Source organism: Pseudomonas sp. PS1(2021), from assembly GCF_020405165.1.
GTDB classification, from domain to species: Bacteria; Pseudomonadota; Gammaproteobacteria; order Pseudomonadales; family Pseudomonadaceae; genus Pseudomonas; species Pseudomonas aeruginosa.
Genome location: NZ_CP084484.1, coordinates 4,759,234 through 4,778,068 on the forward strand (window position 1 = coordinate 4,759,234; position 18,835 = coordinate 4,778,068).

Here is an 18,835-nt window from a genome sequence, read left to right on the forward strand (position 1 = left end):
GGTTATCTGCATCGCGCCCAGGAAGGCGCGGCGACGCTGTTCTTCGATCAAATCTCGGGCACCGGCAAATAGGCGATGCGCGGGGACGGTTTCGCCCCCGGCGTTCAGGCAGGCAATGATAGCGGTTCTTCGACCTCGGCGGAGCGGCTTTGTCCCGCCATGCGACGGTTCGCCCTCAACGCGGGGCGACGGTGAAGATGTTGACGTTGCCTTGCAGCTTGAGGGTGCCGTCGATGCGTGCGCTGACCAGGTTGGTCTGCACCAGCCCGGGATCGGTACCGCGCGCCTTGTTGGCGCCAGCGATGGTGAAGCGCAGGTCCTGGAAGCTGGTGTCCTTCAGGCCGACGCGCAGCACCGGGCGGTTGAAGGCAGCGCCGTCGCCGCCGAAGCCGTCCTTGATGGTCACCACGTCCAGGGTGACTTCGTCGAAGCTGAACTTGCCGCTGATATCGTCGATCACCAGGTAGTTGTTGCCGCTGCCGGCCGGCTGGATCGCCAGGCGCGCGCCGCAGCCGCCGGCGCAGCGCGTCTGCGAAGGATTTTCCTGGAGATTGAGCGAGGCGCTGATGCTGATCCCGGCCTGGCCGACCACGTCGTCCAGATCGCTATCGCCCAGCGAGCGCAACTCGGCCCCGGCCGAAGCGCTGAACAGCAGCGCCAGCGCCGCGAGGATGCCGATGCCGCCTGCCAGTGGATGAGTCTGCTTGGCCATGTGCTGCGTACCTCGTTTCGCGCCGCCACCTCAGAGGTTGTGCGACGTCACCTTCAGGTAGTTGAAGCTGAGCCCGGATATCTCGTTGCGGCCCATGTTGTAGCCGCCGGTCGGTACCTGCCCGTAGCCTGGCCGGGTACCGCCGATGTTGAGGTTCTCGATCACCAGGCTGGTGCGCGGCGCATTGGCGTAGAAGTCGGCGGCGTTGGCCAGGGTCAGCTTGGGCAGTTCGAAAGTGAAGTTGCCGTCGGCGGTGACCGAGAACAGCAACGGCTGCGACTTCCCGTAGCCAAGCGCGACGCTGGCATAGGCGTTGGTCAGGTAGACGGTGCGCGCAGCCTGCTCGGCGGCGCTGACGCAACTGGGCGAGCCAGCACCGCAGGACATGATCTCGAAAGTCTTGGCGTAGAGGTTCAGGCGCATCTCGCCAACCAGTTGGCTGCGCGCGTTGGCGCCCCAGAAGCGCAGGTAGGAACCGTCCATCGCCAGTTCGGAGAAGTCCAGGTTGAGCACATCGGTGCGCGTGGAAGTGACGCCGAAGTCGAAGCGGATGCCGGCGTCGACCTTTTCGCTGGCCCGGCTCGAGCAGTTGCTGCCGGCACCGGCGTAACCAGCGATGCACGGCTGGCCGCCGGCGCCGCTCACCAGGCTGGGGAAGGCCAGTTCGATCACGTCCGCGGTGTCCGGCAAGGTGCTGACCACCCGCCCGTCGTCGAGCTGGGTGGTCAGCACCGAACCCTTGGCCAGATTCAGCTTGAACGGGAAATTGAGACGGCCGAGAGTCACCGGCGCCAGGGTGCTGCCCTTGTTGCTGCCAGTGGCGGCGACGTACAGCTCCTTTACCGTGATCGGCACGTTCTGCCCGGTGGCGGTGTTGGTCACGCCATTGATCGCGATGGTGGCCTTGTTGCCGTCGACCATGGCGCTGTCGAGGACGAAGCCGATGCCGGCACCCTGCACGTCCGACAGTTGCTCGTCATCGAGCGCTGTCATCTCGGCATGGGCGAAGGGGGCGGCCAGCAGGGCCGCGAGCAGGCAGGCGCGACTCATCTCAGCAGCCCTTGTTCAGGCCGCCCAGGCAGGTGTCCTGCCGTGGAATGCCATTGAAGGCCTGACCGAAGTCGACCTTGATCGGCGCCGTTCCATCGGCGTTGCGCGACATGTTGAGGAAGGCACCGGCCAGCGCGGCGACCAGCTTGGAGGGATCCTGCTGGTCGCGCCACTGGACGTTCTGGCTCTGCATCGAGATGAAGAAGCCTTTCGACGAGTCGATGAAGTTCTGCGCGTTGTTCGGATCCACGGTGCCGATCGGGAACGACTGGTACTGGGCCAGGTTGAAGCAGGTCTGGGCGCCCATCAGCTTGCAGTCGTTGGAGGTCAGGAAGGGCAGCAGGACGTTCACCAGGCTGCCGATGATGGTGCTGTCGTGCATGTCCAGGGCCGTGCCGTTCTTCAGGCCGATCATGGCAGCGCGGATCGGGTCGGGGTTGCCGGAGCTGTTCACCAGTTCTGCCTGGGCGGTGTACTGAGAGCTGCCGGTGAGAGTGATGGCGGTCTTCGCCGCCAGGCAGTCGAGGGCCAGCAGGCCGCAGGAAATGCTGCCTCCCAACTGGCTGCCGGTGCCGTACAGGTCCACCGGCACGTTGCCGGTGAGGGTTTTGATATCGCCCGAGAGGTAGCCCTTGGCTTCGCCGAAACCGATACGGATGCCGACCATCTTGCTGCCGTCGTAGGCGAACTCGATGTAGGGATTGCTGATGAGGAACGGGTTGATCGCGCCGGTGGTGTCGTTGACCGTGCCCAGGGCGAAGTTGTCGATGGCGATGTCGGCACTGCCGGCAAGCTCGCCGCTGCGGTTGTACTGGCCCAACTGCAGCTTCTTCATGTTCAGTTGGGTCTCGATGTCGGCGCCGAAGTTGATGCGGGTGAAGTTCAGTCCGTTGGCGGCGTCGGTGGTGAGGTTGATGAAGGCCTGGCCGACCACGTCGGAAAGCTGGTCGTCGTCCAGCGACTCCATCCTCGCCTGGGCGGTGGCAGCCAGCAGACCGGCGCCGCAGAACAGCGCGCAACGCAGCAGGAAGGGCAGACGACGGGACATGGGCTCACCTCTTGTTCTTCTCGTGGCCGACGGCAGAGACACTGCGACCTGTAGTCACTATAGAAAGCCCCGGGCGAATCGGGGCCGACCCATAGTCGAGAAAAACCGCCGAACGACGCGGTCGCCGCGCTCGCTGCAGCGGATGAGCGGTCGCTCGGCCAGGATGGATGTTACCCATCGTCACACGGGGGTAACGTCAGCCTTTCACTGCTGGCGAAACAGGCCGATCAGATGGTCGGCGATGGCGCCCTTGATGGCGTTGAGGCTGAGCAGGGAGTGTGCGCTGAGGCGGGCGGGGTTGATCCGGTGCAGGTGTAGCGAGGGCATGCGCGCTTCGTACTCGCGCAGGTCGCCCTTGACCAGGATCGGCAGGAACACGTCGTCGTGAGCCTGGTAACGCTGGATCAGCAGTTTCAACCCTTCCTGGAACGGCAATTCCTTCGACGCCACCAGGCGGTGCTCGCCGGGAATCTTCAGGTAGAGCCCGCGATAGCCCATGGTCTCGCCCGGCAGGATATGGATCCCGGTGGGCTCCACCGCGGCCAGCGGGATATCGTGGAAGGTGTCGTGCCAGGCCTGCTCGCTGGGCAGGATGGTGATGCCGCCATGGTCGCTCTCGGGAATCACGAAGCTGTAGTTGCTGTAGAGCTTCTCGACATAGGCCGAGTAGATGCACAGGCGGTTCTCGAAACGTTTGAGGAAGGCGATCGCCTCGCTGCGGTTGGTGATGGCATCCAGGTCCCAGGCAAGGTCACCCTGGTTCTGCAGTTCGGCCCAGCGGGCCTCGGCGTAGGCGGCGTCGTTCAAGAGTCGGCATTCATTTGGAATAGACAGGCCAGGGGACTTCAGCAGAAAGCGTGCCAGCCCCTGGAAGCCCCATTCCCCGGACCAGGCGGGGCAGGAAAGTCCTTACGCAGTCATAAACTGCCGCTTTTCGACACTTCGGTGATAGCCAGATGCCACCCACCGATACCGGGCCCGTACCTGCGCCGCAGACGTGTCGACGGCCTGCATCGCACTCATCGGCGGCGTCTGCGTCGCCCGTGCCTTTGCAGTACAATCGGCGCTTTTTCCACGGACCGGCCCTCCCGATGATCGACCCCCGACGCGTACTGCGTGCGCTTGCCGAACACTGGGCCCTGCTCGAGCCTCTCTGCGAGCGCTTCGATGCCGGCACCCTGAGCCTGGCGGAACTGCGCAGCCAGTTGAACACCCAGTTACCGGAAAGCAACCCGGCGGAAATCACCGCCCTGCTCGACCAGTGGATCCGCCTGGATATCCTGGTCCCGGTGGCCAAGAGCCCCAACCGTTTCGAGCTGAACGCGCAGATCCACGACTTCCTCGCCTACCTGCGCCACGAGCATCGCCTTGGTCTGTGCCTGGAGATCGAGGCCTACCTGCGCCATCTGGAGCGCCTCGCCGGGTACATCCAGGACGCCTTCGAGACCCGCGACAGCCAGGACCTGGCGCGCCAGCTGCGACTGCTCGACATGCGCGTGCGCGATGTACTGAAGAAGCTCGGCAATGACGAGCAGGCACTGATCGGCGTGGCCGAGCGGGCCAAGACCAGCGACCGGCAGATTCCCCTGGCGCAGCGCTACGCGGAGGTCCTGGCGACCTGGGACGAGTACGTCGAGCCAATGATCCAACTGGTCAGCGCCGACGGCGCCTTCGAGCAGGGCGTGCGGCGGGTCGAACAGGTCCTGCTGCGCCTGCTCGGCGAACAGCAGCGCCTCGGCCACCTGGTCGACGACGACCTGGTGCTGCGCACCCACGCGCGCATCCTCGAGATGCAGACCAACGCCCAGCTGACCTTGCGCCGCGCCCGCGAATTATTGCTGCCGCTGCGCGAGGAAGCGCGCCGGCACAACGCGGTGACCCGTGGCGCCGCCCTGGCGCTGGCGGCGATCCGGCGCAAGGGCCTGGATGCCGTGCCGCAGGCGGCGATGCCGCTGTTCACCCGGCCGCAGAGCACCTTCCTCGGCACCGCCTCGCAGGTCGAGAGCTACGTCTTCGCCCTCGCCCGCTTCGAGCCGAAGCCGGCGCAGTTCCCCAAGTCCAGCGGCACGCGCAAGAGCAACGGGCCGGCGCGACCACCGCGGACCGCGCGGGAAATGATCGAACGCTGCCAGGCGGCGCTGCCGCTGCCGGACCTCATGCAATGGCTGCTGGCCCAGGAACCGGACGGCGCCACCGACGAGTTGCTCTACTGGTTCTCCCGGCTGTCGCGCGACGCGCGCTTCCAGCGCGAACGCCTGCAACGCCGCGAGTACGAAACCACCGAACATTGCGTCAGCCTCTGCTCCTTCGCCCTGAACCCCGCCGCCAAGGACAAGGGCCAGGCCAGGGACGCAGACACCCTTTCCGCGAGCGAAACCCATGCATCTTGATCTCTCCGAACTGACCCAGCTCGCGCCGATCTTCCGCGAGCTGTTCAAGGGCTACCACATCAGCCACCGCGACCCCGAGCTGTACACCCAGCTGTCCTCGCACCAGGACCAGTACCGCGGCCTGTTCCGCGCCATGGGCTTCGAGCTGGTCTGCGACACCCGCGGCTTCTACTACTTCGTCCCGGAGCAGGTCGGCGCCCAGGTGAACAAGACCGCCCAACGCCTGGCGCTGTTCACCTTCATCCTCGTCGAACACCTCGCCGACCAGGGCCGCGACCCGCTGTCCGTGCTGGACGGCGGCAGCATCGGCCGCGAAGAGCTGCCGCCGCTGCTGGAGAAATACCGCGACCTGTTCCTCCAGGCCGAGGTGCAGACCCAGGAAGAACTGGAAGAGAAGGTCATGCGCCGCCTGACCCAGCTCGGCTTCGCCTCCGAGGACAGCGGCGTGTACCGCTTCATGCCGCCGATGCACCGTTTCCTCGACGTCTGCCTGTCGGTGCAGCAGGACCGCAACCTGTCCGCCAGCCTGCACGCCGACCTGCCGTTGCAGACGCCGGTGCTGGTCGATGACGGCGAGATCGAACCGCTGATGGCCAGCGACGAAGAATTGTCCGAAGAGAGCGAGGAAGACGCCCTCGCCCGCGCCATCGCCGAAGAACACGCGCAACAGGAGGCTGACGCATGAGCCAGACCCGCTACGGCATCCGCCGCTTCGCCCTGCTCAATACCGCCGGCTACAGCCTGGGTATCTTCCCGCTGGAAAACCCGCTGTCGATCTACGGCGCCAACAACCTGGGCAAGAGCGCCTCGATCAACGCCCTGCAGTTCCCGATCCTTGCCCGCCTGTCGGACATGAGCTTCGGCAAGTACAGCATGGAGCAGTCGCGGCGCTTCTACTTCGCCTCGGACACCAGCTACATCCTCCTCGAACTGATGCTGCCCCACGGTCCGCACGTGATCGGCGTGGCCGGGCGCGGCCCGGGCGGCGGCTTCGGCCACCAGTTCTTCGCCTACGCCGGCGAGCTGAGCCTGGACCACTATCAGAAGAACGGTACCTGCCTGCGCCAGCGCGAGCTGTTCGCCAACCTCGAGCGCGAAGGCATCAAGGCCTACGAGGTGAAGCCGGAAGAGCTGCGCCGCCTGCTGGTCGGCGGGCACTCGTCGATCCCGCTCGACCTGACCATGATCCCGCTGCGCTCCACCAGCGAGCAGAGCCTGAAGACCTTCCGCTCGCTGTTCATCAACCTGCTGCACATGCGCGAGATCACCGCGGCCAAGCTCAAGCAGCTGTTCCTCGACGCCTTCGAGCACAGCCTGCGCTCGGGTAACGTCGACTACATCGCCGCCTGCGAGGAGGCCTTCCGCGACGTGCGGCGGATGGAGCAGGACTACCAGGCGCTGGTCGCCGCCGGCCCGCTGGTGGAAGCCCTGGCCAACGGCGTGACCCAGCGCGACGTACTGCGCGGCAAGATGCACCGCCTTTCACCGCTGCTCGACAGCCTGCTCGGCACCTGGCACGACTACGCCGGGGCGCGCCGCGAGGAACTGCTGATCCAGCACGAGCAATACCGCGCCGAGCAGGACGGCCTGCAGAACGAACAGCGTGGCGGCACCCAGGAGCTGATGCGCCTGGAGCGCGAGATCGCCGGCATCCAGCGCTGGCTCGGCGAGCTGTCGGTGCTCAAGACCCGCTTCGCCCTGGTCGACGACGCCAAGGTCCTCGAACAACAGCTGCTCGCCGCCAAGGATGCCCACGACGAACTGGCCGGCGCCCTGGCCCATTCGCGGCAGTTCTCCAGCGAAGACCTGGAAGAGCGCCTGCGCGACCTGGAAAAACGCCTGAAGAACGTCCGCCAGCAGCTCGAACACGCCGACAACAACAGCTACGCACGCCTGCGCGAGGAGTTCAGCCAGCAGGACGTGGAACGCCTGATGCGTCTGTTCAACGGCGCGCTGTTCAGCCTGCCGCTCGGCGAGAACGGGGTGAACCTGGATGACGGCGACGTCTGGGTGAAGAGCGTCGAAGCCATCCTCGACCACTTCAAGGGCGAGCATTTCGAAGCCCCTGGCCTGAGCATCGACCTGTCGCACATCGAACCGCCGGCGTTGCAGGCCCTGGCCGACCGCGCCGCCCTGCGCGACCAGAAGGAGCGCCTGGAGAAGGAGCTGAAGCAGCTCAAGACCCAGCAGAGCGTCGCCGCCGACCGCGCCGCGAGCAAGGCCCAGGCAGAGAAGCTGTACCAGGACGTGCTGGATGCGCAGAAGGCCCTGGAAGACTTCCGCCGCACCCAGACGCTGACCGCCGAGGAGCCCGAGAAGCTCGCCGAACTGGCCCAGCTGGAGGCGTCCCAGGACGAATTCAAGCGCTCCAGCGACGCCTTCGCCGAGCGCGTCCAGCAACTCTCCGCGCGCCTGCAACTGGTGGCCCGGCAACTGGGCGACCTGGAGGCCAAGGAGCGCACCCTGGAAGATGCCCTGCGCCGCCGCCAGCTACTGCCGGCCGACCTGCCCTTCGGCACGCCGTTCATGGAGCCGGTGGACGACTCGCTGGACAACCTGCTGCCGCTGCTCAACGACTACCAGGACACCTGGCAGGCGCTGCAGCGCATCGACGGGCAGATCGAGGCGCTGTACGCCCAGGTGCGCCTGAAGGGCGTCGCCAAGTTCGATAGCGAAGACGACACCGAGCGCCGCCTGAAGCTGTTGATCAACGCCTACGCGCATCGCCAGGACGAGGCCCTGACGCTGGCCAAGGCGCGCCGCGCGGCGGTCACCGACATCGCCCGGACCCTGCGCAACATCCGCAGCGACTACGACAACCTGGAACACCAGTTGGCCCTATTCAACCGCGAGATCAACAAGCGCCAGGTTTCCAACCTGCAGAGCTTCCGCATCGTCCTCGCGCCGAACAAGGATGCGCTCAAGCACATCGACCAGATCATCCACAGCGCCGGCCAGTACGAGGAAGGCGAGAACCTCTCGGTGTTCGACCTGACCCAGAGCGCCGAGCAGGACGCGAAGAACGAGGAGGCCAAGGAATACCTGGCCCGCCTGGTCGCCGCCAACCACAACCAGTTGGGCCTGAAGGACCTGTTCGAACTGGCCTTCGAGATCACCAAGGTCAACGGCCAGCCGATCATGCACACCGACATCGACGGCGCCGCCTCCAACGGCACCACCATGACCATCAAGGCACTGACCAACATGTACCTGTTGCTGCACCTGATGGACCGCGAGCAGGCCGGGCGCGTGCGCCTGCCCTACTACCTGGACGAGGCGGCGGACATCGACGAGCGCAACCAGGCCGCGCTGCTGGAGACCAGCCTGCAACTGGGCTTCGTGCCGATCCTGGCGAGCGTGAAGCCGCAGGTTTCCGCACACGTGGCGATCGACCTGGAAGGCGGTAGCGGCCCGAACGGCATCTATATCGACGAAGCCGACTGGAAATACATCCGTCGCCGGGATGCCGCCGCCAGCGGCGAAACCCGCGCAGCCAGCGAGCCGGAGGAAGCCGGCGAACCGGCGTGAAGCGTCTGCCACGGCCCTGCCTGACAGGGCCGTGGACTTTTCCGATAGGCCCGAGGCTCCCGCGAAGATATAATTGGTTACATTCGCATTTGTAACCCACGGGGAGAATCCATGCCTGTTCGACTTCTCAACCGTTTCCGCCACGCCGCCCTGGCGTGCCTGCTCGGTTCGCTTTCCCTCAATGCGGCGGCCGATCCCGTCACCCTTACCCTCTACAATGGCCAGCACGCCGCCACCGGTATCGCCATCGCCAAGGCCTTCCAGGACAAGACCGGCATCCAGGTGAAGATCCGCAAGGGCGGCGATGGCCAGCTCGCCAGCCAGATCACCGAGGAAGGCGCGCGCTCGCCGGCCGACGTGCTCTACACCGAGGAATCGCCACCGTTGATCCGCCTGGCCAGCGCCGGCCTGCTGGCCAAGCTGGAGCCAGAGACCCTGGCCCTGGTCGAGCCGGAGCACGCCGGCGGCAACGGCGACTGGATCGGCATCACCGCCCGCACCCGGGTACTGGCCTACAACCCGAAGAAGATCGACGAGAAGGATCTGCCGAAGAGCCTGATGGATCTTTCCGATCCGTCCTGGTCCGGCCGTTTCGGCTTCGTGCCCACCAGTGGCGCCTTCCTCGAACAGGTCGCCGCCGTGATCAAGCTCAAGGGCCAGGAGGAAGCCGAGGATTGGCTGACCGGCCTGAAGGCCTTCGGCTCGATCTACACCAACAACGTCACCGCCATGAAAGCCGTGGAAAACGGCGAGGTCGACATGGCGCTGATCAACAACTACTACTGGTACACCCTGAAGAAGGAAAAGGGCGAGTTGAACTCGCGCCTGCACTACTTCGGCAACCAGGACCCGGGCGCTCTGGTCACCGTCTCCGGCGCCGCGGTGCTCAAGTCCAGCAAGCACCCCAGGGAAGCCCAGCAGTTCGTCGCCTTCATGCTCAGCGAGGAAGGCCAGAAGGCGATCCTCAGCCAGTCCGCCGAGTACCCGATGCGCAAGGGGATGCAGGCCGATCCGGCGCTGAAGCCGTTCGCCGAACTGGACCCACCGAAACTGACCCCGGCCGATCTGGGTGAGGCCAGCGAGGCCCTCAGCCTCGAACGCGACGTTGGCCTGAATTGATCGGCGCCGCCTCCACGCCCGTGCGCCTGCGCACGGGCTCGCGCCGGCGAACGCCATTCTGGCTGTTCCTGCCGGTCCTGCTCCTCGCCCTGCTGGCCAGCCTGCCGCTGCTCTACGTCGCGGCCAAGGCCTGGGACGCCGGCTGGCACAGCGCCTGGCAACTGCTCTGGCGCCCCTACGTATTCCGCTTGCTGGGCAACACCCTGTGGCTGATGTTCGGCGTGACCCTGCTCAGCGCCCTGCTCGGCCTGGCCCTGGCCTGGTGCGTGGAGCGCAGCGACCTGCCGGCGCGGCGCTTCTGGAACGTGGTGCTGTGCCTGCCGTTCGCCATCCCCGCCTTCGTCAGCAGTTTCACCTGGGTTTCGCTGAGCCCGATGTACGAAGGCCTCGGCGGCGCCATCCTGGTCATGACCATGTCCAAGTATCCGCTGGTCTACCTGCCGGTAGCAGCGACCCTGCGCGGCATCGATCCTTCCCTGGAGGAGTCGGCGCGGATGCTCGGTCTGTCGCGGCGCCAGGTGTTCCTGCGGGTCACCCTGCCGCTGCTGCGCCCGACCCTGGCCGCCACCGGACTACTGGTGGCGCTGCACATGCTGGTGGAGTTCGGCGCGCTGTCGATCCTGCGCTACCAGACCTTCACCACAGCCATCTACCAGGAGTTCGAACTGGAGTTCAGCAACGCCACCGCGGCGATGCTCTCCTCGGTACTCCTGGCACTGTGCTTCCTGCTGCTCTGGCTGGAGTTGCGCATGCGCGGCCGCGGCCGCCTGGTACGCACCGGCCAGGGCAGCGCGCGGCGGGCCGAACGGGTCCGCCTGGGGCTTGGCAAGTGGCCGCTCCAGGCGCTGCTGGCGACGCTGGTGCTGGTCGGTACCGGTATCCCCCTGGTGATGCTCGGTTATTGGCTGTACGAAGGCTCCTCGGCCAGCTTCCCGCTGATGGAAATCGCCTCGACCCTGCTTTCCTCCCTGTCGCTGGCCTTCGGCGGGGCCCTGCTCAGTTGCCTGCTGGCGCTGCCGGTAAGCATCCTGGTGGTGCGCTACCCCGGCGCCCTGGCGCGCTGGACCCAGCGCCTGCCGTACCTGCTGCAAGCGTTGCCGGGACTGGTGATCGCACTCTCGCTGGTGTACTTCTCGCTGCACTACCTGCCAGCCACCTACCAGACCACCGGCTTGCTGCTGGTCGCCTATGCCCTGCTGTTCATGCCGCTGACCCAGGCACCGATCCGCGTGGCCCTGGAAAAGGCCTCGCCGCAGTTGGAGGAAGCCGCCCGCACTCTCGGCCAGACGCCCTTGATGGCCTTCCTGCGGATCACCCTGCCGATCATCTCGCCGGCCATCGGCGCCGGCTTCGTGCTGGTGTTCCTCGACACCATGAAGGAACTGACCGCCACCCTGGTGCTAGGTCCCACCGGGCTGTCGACCCTGGCCACCTCGGTCTGGGTGCACACCGCCAACCTGGAGTACGCTGCCGCCGCACCCTACGCCGCGCTGCTGATCCTGATCTCCGGCTTGCCGGTGTACCTGCTGACTACCCGGGCGCATCTCAGCACTCACTGACACCCACTCCCCAGCAGGCAGGCATGAACGAAAACGCCGCTTACCCAGGTAAGCGGCGTTTCTTTTTTGCCGGTCCGACAATCAGCGGCGGGCGGTTTCCTTCAGAGGAATCTTCGGCGCCCACTCCAACCATTCGTCATTGGCCGAATCGAACAGGGCGAAGGTCTGCCCCGGCTTGGCGGGCTCGCCCATCTGCGCATTGTTCGGGGTGGCGAAGGCAATGCCGCCCTCCATCAGCGCCTCCATCGACTCGGTGCGTAGCGACAGACCCTTGAACAGGCTGGCGTCGACGCCGAAGCCGCTGGCATTCCAGAAACGGCTGCCGGTACGCACCAGCGGTACGTAGCGCGGTTCGATGAGGATGCTGATCAGCACCCGGTCGGCCTGTTCGCCCAAGGCCAGGTCGACGACCTTGCCCACCGGGATCTGCCGGTAGGTCACCAGGTTGCCCGGCTTGATCGAGCCCTTGCGCGGCGCGCTGAGGGTCAGCCGCAGGCCGCTTTCCCGGCCCAGCAGGTTGGGCGCTTCGGCGAGAGTCTGGAAGCGTGCCTGGCGCTCGCCCGGCGTGCTCGACGGCAGCGCCTCGATATAGGGGCCGCTGACCAGGGTTCCGAGGTTCTCGGTACGCAGCAGGCCGAGCGCCGGACGCACCACCCAGAAGCGGGTTCCGCTGCGGGCGACGCGCTCGCCGGCGGAAGTCAGGCGGGCCTTCATCAGTACCCCGGAGAGGTCCGGGTTCAGCTCGACGCTTTCGATCTTGCCGATGTCCAGGCCCTTGAAGCGGATCGGCGTGCCTTCGCGCAGGCCGTCGGCATTGTCGATGCTCAGCTGGATTTCCACGCCACGGGCCATCGCCGCCTCCTCGCTGTCGAAGAGGGTGAAGCGACGCACCTTGGTCACGGTCGGCGCCTTCGGATCGAGGGTGTCGAAGGAAATCCCGCCGGTGATCAGGGTCTGCAGCGACTCGCTCTTCACCTGCACGCCGCTGAGGTTGCCGGTCAGGGTGATCCCGCTGGAGTTCCAGAAGCGCGTCGAGGTATTCACCAGGTGCGCGTACTCCGGCTCGATGTGCACACCCACCACCACTCGCTGGCGGTCGCGCGACAGCTGGTAGCTCTGCACGCTGCCGACGCGGACCTGGCGGTAGAGGATCGGCGCGCCGATATCGATCGAGCCGAGCTTGTCGCTGGTCAGCACCAGGTGCAGGCCGGGCGCGTCGGTGTTCAGCGGCGGCGCTTTCGGGCGGATGGTGAACTCGCGACTCGGCGCGCCGCTCTTGGCGAAGCGCACGTCGATATAGTTACCTTTCACCAGGGCCTCGAGGCCGGTGATGCCGGCCAGGGAGATGCTTGGCTTGACGGTCCAGAATTCGGTGCCTTCCAGCAGCATGTCCTCGACCCGCGGATCCATCGCCAGGTCGGCAGTGGCGCTGCTGTAGTCCTTGCCCATGTCGATCGACTTGACCAGGCCGACCTGCACGCCGTTGAACATCACCGGGGTGCGGCCCGGATCGATACCACTGACGTCGTTCATCTTCAGCTTCACGCGCAGACCGGCCTGGGCCGCGTCGTAGTCGTCGTACAGGCGGAACGGCTTGCTCGGATCGGTCGGCGGGCTGTCGGTGCGGTTCTCCGGGGTGGAGAAGGCGATACCGCCGGCGACCAGGGTCAGCAGCGACTCGCTGTGCACCTTGAAGCCGGACAGGCCGCCGGAAATGGAGATGCCGCTGGCGTTCCAGAATCGCGTGTGCTTGCGCACCAGGTCGGCGTAGGCCGGCTCGATGTGCACCTTGATCTCGATGGTCCTCTGGTCATCGCCCAGCTGGAAGCTCTTCACCTGGCCGACCTGGATCTGCCGGTAGAACATCGGGCTGCCCTGCTCCAGGGAGCCCAGGCGATCGGCCTTGAGGGTCAGGTGCAGGCCGGGCAGCTTGTCGGAAAGGGGTGGCGGCTCCTTCAACGCGGTGAAGTAGCGTTCTTCCTTCTCGCCCTTCACCGGATCGACCGCGATGTAGACGCCGGAGACCAGGGTCTCCAGGCCGGTGACGCCAGCCAGGGAAACACGCGGCTTGACCAGCCAGAAGCGGGTGTCCTTGCTCAGGTACTCCTGGGCTTCCTTCTTGATCTCGATGGTCGCGACCACGCCCTTGATGTCCTTGCTGACATGCAGGTCGGTCACCTTGCCCACCGAGATGCCCTTGTACAGCACCTCGGTCTTGTTGGCCTGGATCCCGTCGCCGCTCTCGAAGCGAACCTGGATGTCCACGCCAGCCTGGTCGAAGGCACGCCACGCCAGCCAGGCACCGATGGCCAGGGCCACCAGCGGCAGCACCCAGATCGCCGACCAGTTCGAGGTCTTGTGTTTCTTCGGACTTGGCAGATCACTCATTCTCGTCATCCAGATTGGTGTTGTCCCAGATCAGCCGGGGGTCGAACGTCACGGCGGCGAGCATGGTGAGCACCACCACGCTGGCGAAGGCGGCGGCGCCGAGGTTGGCCTCGATGCTCGCCAGGTTGCCGAAATTCACCAGCGCCACGAGGATGGCGATGACGAAGATATCGAGCATCGACCAGCGCCCGATCCATTCGATGAAGCGATACATCAGGATACGCTGGCGGGCCGACATCGGCTGGTGCCGCTGTACCGAATAGAGCAGCAGGGCGATGCCCACCAGCTTGAAAGTAGGAACCAGGATACTGGCGACGAACACCACCATGGCGATGGGGAACATGTCGGCATGCACCAGTTCGACCACGCCCTCCATGATGGTGGCGGGCATTCCGCTGCCGAAGAGGTTGACCGTCATGATCGGCAACAGGTTGGCGGGTATGTAGAGAATCGCCGCGGTGATCAGCAACGCCCAGGTGCGCGTGAGGCTGTTTGGGCGCCGGGCGTGCAGCACCGCACCGCAGCGGCTGCAACGCGGATGCTCGTCCCCGTCGGCGCGATTCAACTGGTGGCACTCGCCGCACACCAGGATTCCGGCATCAAGCGCGCGCATCGTCGTCCTCGCCGCCCAGCGCTTCCCATACCTGGTGCGGCGACATGGTGACCTCCAGCCAGACCTGGGTGAACAGCAGCGCCACGAAACAGGCCAGGCCGATGCCCAGGCTGAGGTCGGCCATGTCGATCAGCTTGACGATGGAAACCAGGATACCCATGAGGTAGACCTCGAGCATCCCCCACTCGCGCAGATGGTGATAGCCGCGGTAGAGCAGCATGCCGATGTGACGGGCGATGCCGAAACGCACGCTGATCATCACCAGCAACTGGCAGAGCAACTTGACCAACGGGATCACCATGCTGCACAGGAATACCAGGATGGCGACGCCCTGCATGCCACTGTCGTAAAGACCGAGCACTCCCGTCCAGACCGTATCGCTGCGGGTCTGGCCGAGCAGGCTGAGATTCATGATCGGCAGGAAATTGGCTGGGATATAGAGAAATAGCGCCGTCAGAACCAGCGCGAAGCAACGGCGTTTCCATTGATGGCGATGCGCGGCCAACTCGAAACCGCAGCGCGGACAATTGGCTTTCTCGCCCGGTCCCAGGGGTTCCCGGCGCATCAACAGATCACACTCATGGCAAGCAACCAGTTCTTCCAGGGGAAGATCCTGCAGGCCACGGACATCGGTATCGGACATGAATGAGCTCGGCTGGATTTGTCGGCTATTGTAGACGAGCGCACAGTGCAAATCGCGTCTCCCATGCCCTCGGAAGTACGCCGCCCGGCAGCTCTCGAAGTTTTTCGATTACCGTCCGCAGCGCTGCTGGCTTGCCACTTTTCCGCGCGCAAAAGCAAAACCCCCGGTCATCGCTGACCAGGGGTTTTGGAATAGGAGCTTGACGATGACCTACTCTCACATGGGGAGACCCCACACTACCATCGGCGATGCGTCGTTTCACTTCTGAGTTCGGGAAGGGATCAGGTGGTTCCAACGCTCTATGATCGTCAAGCAATTCGGTTGGATATCCGTTCGCTTGGGCTTACGTCTATCCGGATTCAGGTATGTGATTTCAAGGTGTTTGCGGTTCATGCGAACTTTCGGTTCGTCGACTTCACCTTACAACACACAATCATCAGATTGTTTGGGTGTTATATGGTCAAGCCTCACGGGCAATTAGTACTGGTTAGCTCAACGCCTCACAACGCTTACACACCCAGCCTATCAACGTCGTAGTCTTCGACGGCCCTTCAGGGAATCAAGTTCCCAGTGAGATCTCATCTTGAGGCAAGTTTCCCGCTTAGATGCTTTCAGCGGTTATCTTTTCCGAACATAGCTACCCGGCAATGCCACTGGCGTGACAACCGGAACACCAGAGGTTCGTCCACTCCGGTCCTCTCGTACTAGGAGCAGCCCCTCTCAAATCTCAAACGTCCACGGCAGATAGGGACCGAACTGTCTCACGACGTTCTAAACCCAGCTCGCGTACCACTTTAAATGGCGAACAGCCATACCCTTGGGACCGGCTTCAGCCCCAGGATGTGATGAGCCGACATCGAGGTGCCAAACACCGCCGTCGATATGAACTCTTGGGCGGTATCAGCCTGTTATCCCCGGAGTACCTTTTATCCGTTGAGCGATGGCCCTTCCATACAGAACCACCGGATCACTAAGACCTACTTTCGTACCTGCTCGACGTGTCTGTCTCGCAGTCAAGCGCGCTTTTGCCTTTATACTCTGCGACCGATTTCCGACCGGTCTGAGCGCACCTTCGTACTCCTCCGTTACTCTTTAGGAGGAGACCGCCCCAGTCAAACTGCCCACCATACACTGTCCTCGATCCGGATTACGGACCAGAGTTAGAACCTCAAGCATGCCAGGGTGGTATTTCAAGGATGGCTCCACGCGAACTGGCGTCCACGCTTCAAAGCCTCCCACCTATCCTACACAAGCAGGCTCAAAGTCCAGTGCAAAGCTACAGTAAAGGTTCACGGGGTCTTTCCGTCTAGCCGCGGATACACTGCATCTTCACAGCGATTTCAATTTCACTGAGTCTCGGGTGGAGACAGCGCCGCCATCGTTACGCCATTCGTGCAGGTCGGAACTTACCCGACAAGGAATTTCGCTACCTTAGGACCGTTATAGTTACGGCCGCCGTTTACCGGGGCTTCGATCAAGAGCTTCGCTTGCGCTAACCCCATCAATTAACCTTCCGGCACCGGGCAGGCGTCACACCCTATACGTCCACTTTCGTGTTTGCAGAGTGCTGTGTTTTTAATAAACAGTCGCAGCGGCCTGGTATCTTCGACCAGCCAGAGCTTACGGAGTAAATCCTTCACCCTAGCCGGCGCACCTTCTCCCGAAGTTACGGTGCCATTTTGCCTAGTTCCTTCACCCGAGTTCTCTCAAGCGCCTTGGTATTCTCTACCCGACCACCTGTGTCGGTTTGGGGTACGGTTCCTGGTTACCTGAAGCTTAGAAGCTTTTCTTGGAAGCATGGCATCAACCACTTCGTCATCTAAAAGACGACTCGTCATCAGCTCTCGGCCTTGAAACCCCGGATTTACCTAAGATTTCAGCCTACCACCTTAAACTTGGACAACCAACGCCAAGCTGGCCTAGCCTTCTCCGTCCCTCCATCGCAGTAACCAGAAGTACAGGAATATTAACCTGTTTCCCATCGACTACGCTTTTCAGCCTCGCCTTAGGAACCGACTAACCCTGCGTCGATTAACGTTGCGCAGGAACCCTTGGTCTTTCGGCGTGGGTGTTTTTCACACCCATTGTCGTTACTCATGTCAGCATTCGCACTTCTGATACCTCCAGCAAGCTTCTCAACTCACCTTCACAGGCTTACAGAACGCTCCTCTACCGCGTCACTTACGTGACACCCGCAGCTTCGGTGTGTGGTTTGAGCCCCGTTACATCTTCCGCGCAGGCCGACTCGACTAGTGAGCTATTACGCTTTCTTTAAAGGATGGCTGCTTCTAAGCCAACCTCCTAGCTGTCTAAGCCTTCCCACATCGTTTACCACTTAACCACAACTTTGGGACCTTAGCTGGCGGTCTGGGTTGTTTCCCTTTTCACGACGGACGTTAGCACCCGCCGTGTGTCTCCCATGCTCGGCACTTCTGGGTATTCGGAGTTTGCATCGGTTTGGTAAGTCGGGATGACCCCTAGCCGAAACAGTGCTCTACCCCCAGAGTGATACATGAGGCGCTACCTAAATAGCTTTCGAGGAGAACCAGCTATCTCCGAGCTTGATTAGCCTTTCACTCCGATCCACAAGTCATCCCCTACCTTTTCAACGGGAGTGGGTTCGGTCCTCCAGTCAGTGTTACCTAACCTTCAACCTGCTCATGGATAGATCGCCCGGTTTCGGGTCTATACCCAGCGACTAAACGCCCTATTAAGACTCGCTTTCGCTACGCCTACCCTATACGGTTAAGCTTGCCACTGAATATAAGTCGCTGACCCATTATACAAAAGGTACGCAGTCACCTAACAAGTAGGCTCCCACTGCTTGTACGCATACGGTTTCAGGTTCTATTTCACTCCCCTCTCCGGGGTTCTTTTCGCCTTTCCCTCACGGTACTGGTTCACTATCGGTCAGTCAGTAGTATTTAGCCTTGGAGGATGGTCCCCCATGTTCAGACAAAGTTTCTCGTGCTCCGTCCTACTCGATTTCACTTCAAAGATCCTTTCGCGTACGGGGCTATCACCCACTATGGCCGCACTTTCCAGAGCGTTCCGCTAAAATCAATGAAGCTTAAGGGCTAATCCCCGTTCGCTCGCCACTACTAAGGGAATCTCGGTTGATTTCTTTTCCTCAGGGTACTTAGATGTTTCAGTTCCCTGGTTCGCCTCTTGCACCTATGGATTCAGTACAAGATACCTAGGTTATCCTAGGTGGGTTCCCCCATTCAGAGATCTCCGGATCAAAGTCTGTTTGCCGACTCCCCGAAGCTTTTCGCAGGCTACCACGTCTTTCATCGCCTCTGACTGCCAAGGCATCCACCGTATGCGCTTCTTCACTTGACCATATAACCCCAAGCAATCTGGTTATACTGTGAAGACGACATTCGCCGAAAATTCGCTTGAACTCGCAAATTTTACCTTGACTTGAATGATCACCAGTGAAAGAGATCATTCAGTCTTACTTCTATCACATACCCGAATTTTTAAAGAACAGTTCTGGTGCAAAGACCAGAAATCAATGTTCATTCACGAACATTCATTTCTGAGCTTTCGACGATTGTTTGGATGGTGGAGCCAAGGAGGATCGAACTCCTGACCTCCTGCGTGCAAAGCAGGCGCTCTCCCAGCTGAGCTATGGCCCCGTATCGGATCACGCAGCACACTAACAATTGGTGGGTCTGGGCAGATTCGAACTGCCGACCTCACCCTTATCAGGGGTGCGCTCTAACCAACTGAGCTACAGACCCAATCGTCTAACCAGTGAATCAAGCAATTCGTGTGGGAGC

The 18,835-nt window shown here is 62.8% G+C and carries 12 protein-coding genes, 2 tRNA genes and 2 rRNA genes; 5 read left to right on the top strand and 11 right to left on the bottom strand.

What is annotated here, in order from left to right; all coding sequences use genetic code 11:
• Positions 1 to 175: 175 nt before the first annotated feature.
• The 4 genes from LE197_RS22850 to LE197_RS22865 form a co-directional block, all read right to left on the bottom strand.
• On the bottom strand, positions 176 to 712 hold the full coding sequence (locus LE197_RS22850; protein WP_003141635.1) for a DUF6160 family protein: 537 nt from the start codon (positions 710 to 712) through the stop codon (positions 176 to 178).
• Positions 713 to 742: 30 nt separating this feature from the next.
• Positions 743 to 1,762 carry a hypothetical protein gene (locus LE197_RS22855; protein WP_003095031.1) on the bottom strand — a complete coding sequence of 340 codons (1,020 nt, stop codon included), beginning with the start codon at positions 1,760 to 1,762 and terminating at the stop codon, positions 743 to 745.
• A 1-nt stretch (position 1,763) separates the two neighbouring features.
• Positions 1,764 to 2,810: a DUF6160 family protein gene (locus LE197_RS22860; RefSeq protein WP_003106143.1), complete on the bottom strand. Its 1,047-nt coding sequence runs from the start codon at positions 2,808 to 2,810 to the stop codon at positions 1,764 to 1,766.
• A gap of 204 nt (positions 2,811 to 3,014) precedes the next feature.
• Positions 3,015 to 3,617 (bottom strand): hypothetical protein, encoded by a 603-nt coding sequence (locus LE197_RS22865; protein WP_003095035.1) that lies wholly within the window; start codon positions 3,615 to 3,617, stop codon positions 3,015 to 3,017.
• A 284-nt stretch (positions 3,618 to 3,901) separates the two neighbouring features.
• Between LE197_RS22865 and mksB the strand changes: the two genes are divergently transcribed.
• The 5 genes from mksB to LE197_RS22890 all read left to right on the top strand — a co-directional run bounded on the left by mksB (position 3,902) and on the right by LE197_RS22890 (position 11,406).
• Positions 3,902 to 5,200, top strand: coding sequence for an Mks condensin complex protein MksB (gene mksB / locus LE197_RS22870; RefSeq protein ID WP_003095037.1), 1,299 nt, complete (start codon positions 3,902 to 3,904; stop codon positions 5,198 to 5,200).
• Complete coding sequence (gene mksE, locus LE197_RS22875; protein ID WP_003095041.1) at positions 5,190 to 5,885, top strand: Mks condensin complex protein MksE; 696 nt, start codon at positions 5,190 to 5,192, stop codon at positions 5,883 to 5,885. The genes mksB and mksE overlap by 11 nt, the downstream gene beginning before the upstream one ends.
• Positions 5,882 to 8,728 (top strand): Mks condensin complex protein MksF, encoded by a 2,847-nt coding sequence (gene mksF, locus LE197_RS22880; protein WP_023108791.1) that lies wholly within the window; start codon positions 5,882 to 5,884, stop codon positions 8,726 to 8,728. Before mksE ends, mksF begins: the two co-directional genes overlap by 4 nt.
• Before the next feature lie 111 nt (positions 8,729 to 8,839).
• Positions 8,840 to 9,847 carry an iron ABC transporter substrate-binding protein gene (locus tag LE197_RS22885; RefSeq protein WP_003095046.1) on the top strand — a complete coding sequence of 336 codons (1,008 nt, stop codon included), beginning with the start codon at positions 8,840 to 8,842 and terminating at the stop codon, positions 9,845 to 9,847.
• A gap of 20 nt (positions 9,848 to 9,867) precedes the next feature.
• Positions 9,868 to 11,406 carry an ABC transporter permease gene (locus LE197_RS22890; RefSeq protein WP_003141642.1) on the top strand — a complete coding sequence of 513 codons (1,539 nt, stop codon included), beginning with the start codon at positions 9,868 to 9,870 and terminating at the stop codon, positions 11,404 to 11,406.
• A gap of 81 nt (positions 11,407 to 11,487) precedes the next feature.
• Here LE197_RS22890 and LE197_RS22895 read toward each other — a convergent pair whose 3' ends face one another.
• The 7 genes from LE197_RS22895 to LE197_RS22925 form a co-directional block, all read right to left on the bottom strand.
• Complete coding sequence (locus LE197_RS22895) at positions 11,488 to 13,794, bottom strand: PqiB family protein (RefSeq protein WP_023108792.1); 2,307 nt, start codon at positions 13,792 to 13,794, stop codon at positions 11,488 to 11,490.
• Positions 13,787 to 14,407, bottom strand: coding sequence for a paraquat-inducible protein A (locus tag LE197_RS22900; protein ID WP_003107436.1), 621 nt, complete (start codon positions 14,405 to 14,407; stop codon positions 13,787 to 13,789). Before LE197_RS22900 ends, LE197_RS22895 begins: the two co-directional genes overlap by 8 nt.
• Complete coding sequence (locus LE197_RS22905; protein ID WP_023187661.1) at positions 14,394 to 15,101, bottom strand: paraquat-inducible protein A; 708 nt, start codon at positions 15,099 to 15,101, stop codon at positions 14,394 to 14,396. The genes LE197_RS22900 and LE197_RS22905 overlap by 14 nt, the downstream gene beginning before the upstream one ends.
• A gap of 146 nt (positions 15,102 to 15,247) precedes the next feature.
• Positions 15,248 to 15,363: ribosomal RNA gene (gene rrf, locus LE197_RS22910) — 5S ribosomal RNA — on the bottom strand.
• A gap of 143 nt (positions 15,364 to 15,506) precedes the next feature.
• A 23S ribosomal RNA gene (locus LE197_RS22915) occupies positions 15,507 to 18,392 on the bottom strand.
• 223 nt (positions 18,393 to 18,615) lie between these two features.
• Positions 18,616 to 18,691 (bottom strand) — tRNA-Ala (locus LE197_RS22920).
• A gap of 28 nt (positions 18,692 to 18,719) precedes the next feature.
• Positions 18,720 to 18,796: transfer RNA gene (locus tag LE197_RS22925), tRNA-Ile, on the bottom strand.
• Between the last annotated feature and the right edge of the window lie 39 nt (positions 18,797 to 18,835).

Bases quoted from the DNA above. Each gene is read 5' to 3' on its own strand.
- LE197_RS22900 (WP_003107436.1), bottom strand. From the start codon at position 14,407: ATGCGCGCGCTTGATGCCGGAATCCTGGTGTGCGGCGAGTGCCACCAG.
- mksB (WP_003095037.1), top strand. From the start codon at position 3,902: ATGATCGACCCCCGACGCGTACTGCGTGCGCTTGCCGAACACTGGGCC.
- mksF (WP_023108791.1), top strand. From the start codon at position 5,882: ATGAGCCAGACCCGCTACGGCATCCGCCGCTTCGCCCTGCTCAATACC.
- LE197_RS22850 (WP_003141635.1), bottom strand. From the start codon at position 712: ATGGCCAAGCAGACTCATCCACTGGCAGGCGGCATCGGCATCCTCGCG.
- LE197_RS22855 (WP_003095031.1), bottom strand. From the start codon at position 1,762: ATGAGTCGCGCCTGCCTGCTCGCGGCCCTGCTGGCCGCCCCCTTCGCC.
- LE197_RS22885 (WP_003095046.1), top strand. From the start codon at position 8,840: ATGCCTGTTCGACTTCTCAACCGTTTCCGCCACGCCGCCCTGGCGTGC.
- LE197_RS22895 (WP_023108792.1), bottom strand. From the start codon at position 13,794: ATGAGTGATCTGCCAAGTCCGAAGAAACACAAGACCTCGAACTGGTCG.
- mksE (WP_003095041.1), top strand. From the start codon at position 5,190: ATGCATCTTGATCTCTCCGAACTGACCCAGCTCGCGCCGATCTTCCGC.
- LE197_RS22860 (WP_003106143.1), bottom strand. From the start codon at position 2,810: ATGTCCCGTCGTCTGCCCTTCCTGCTGCGTTGCGCGCTGTTCTGCGGC.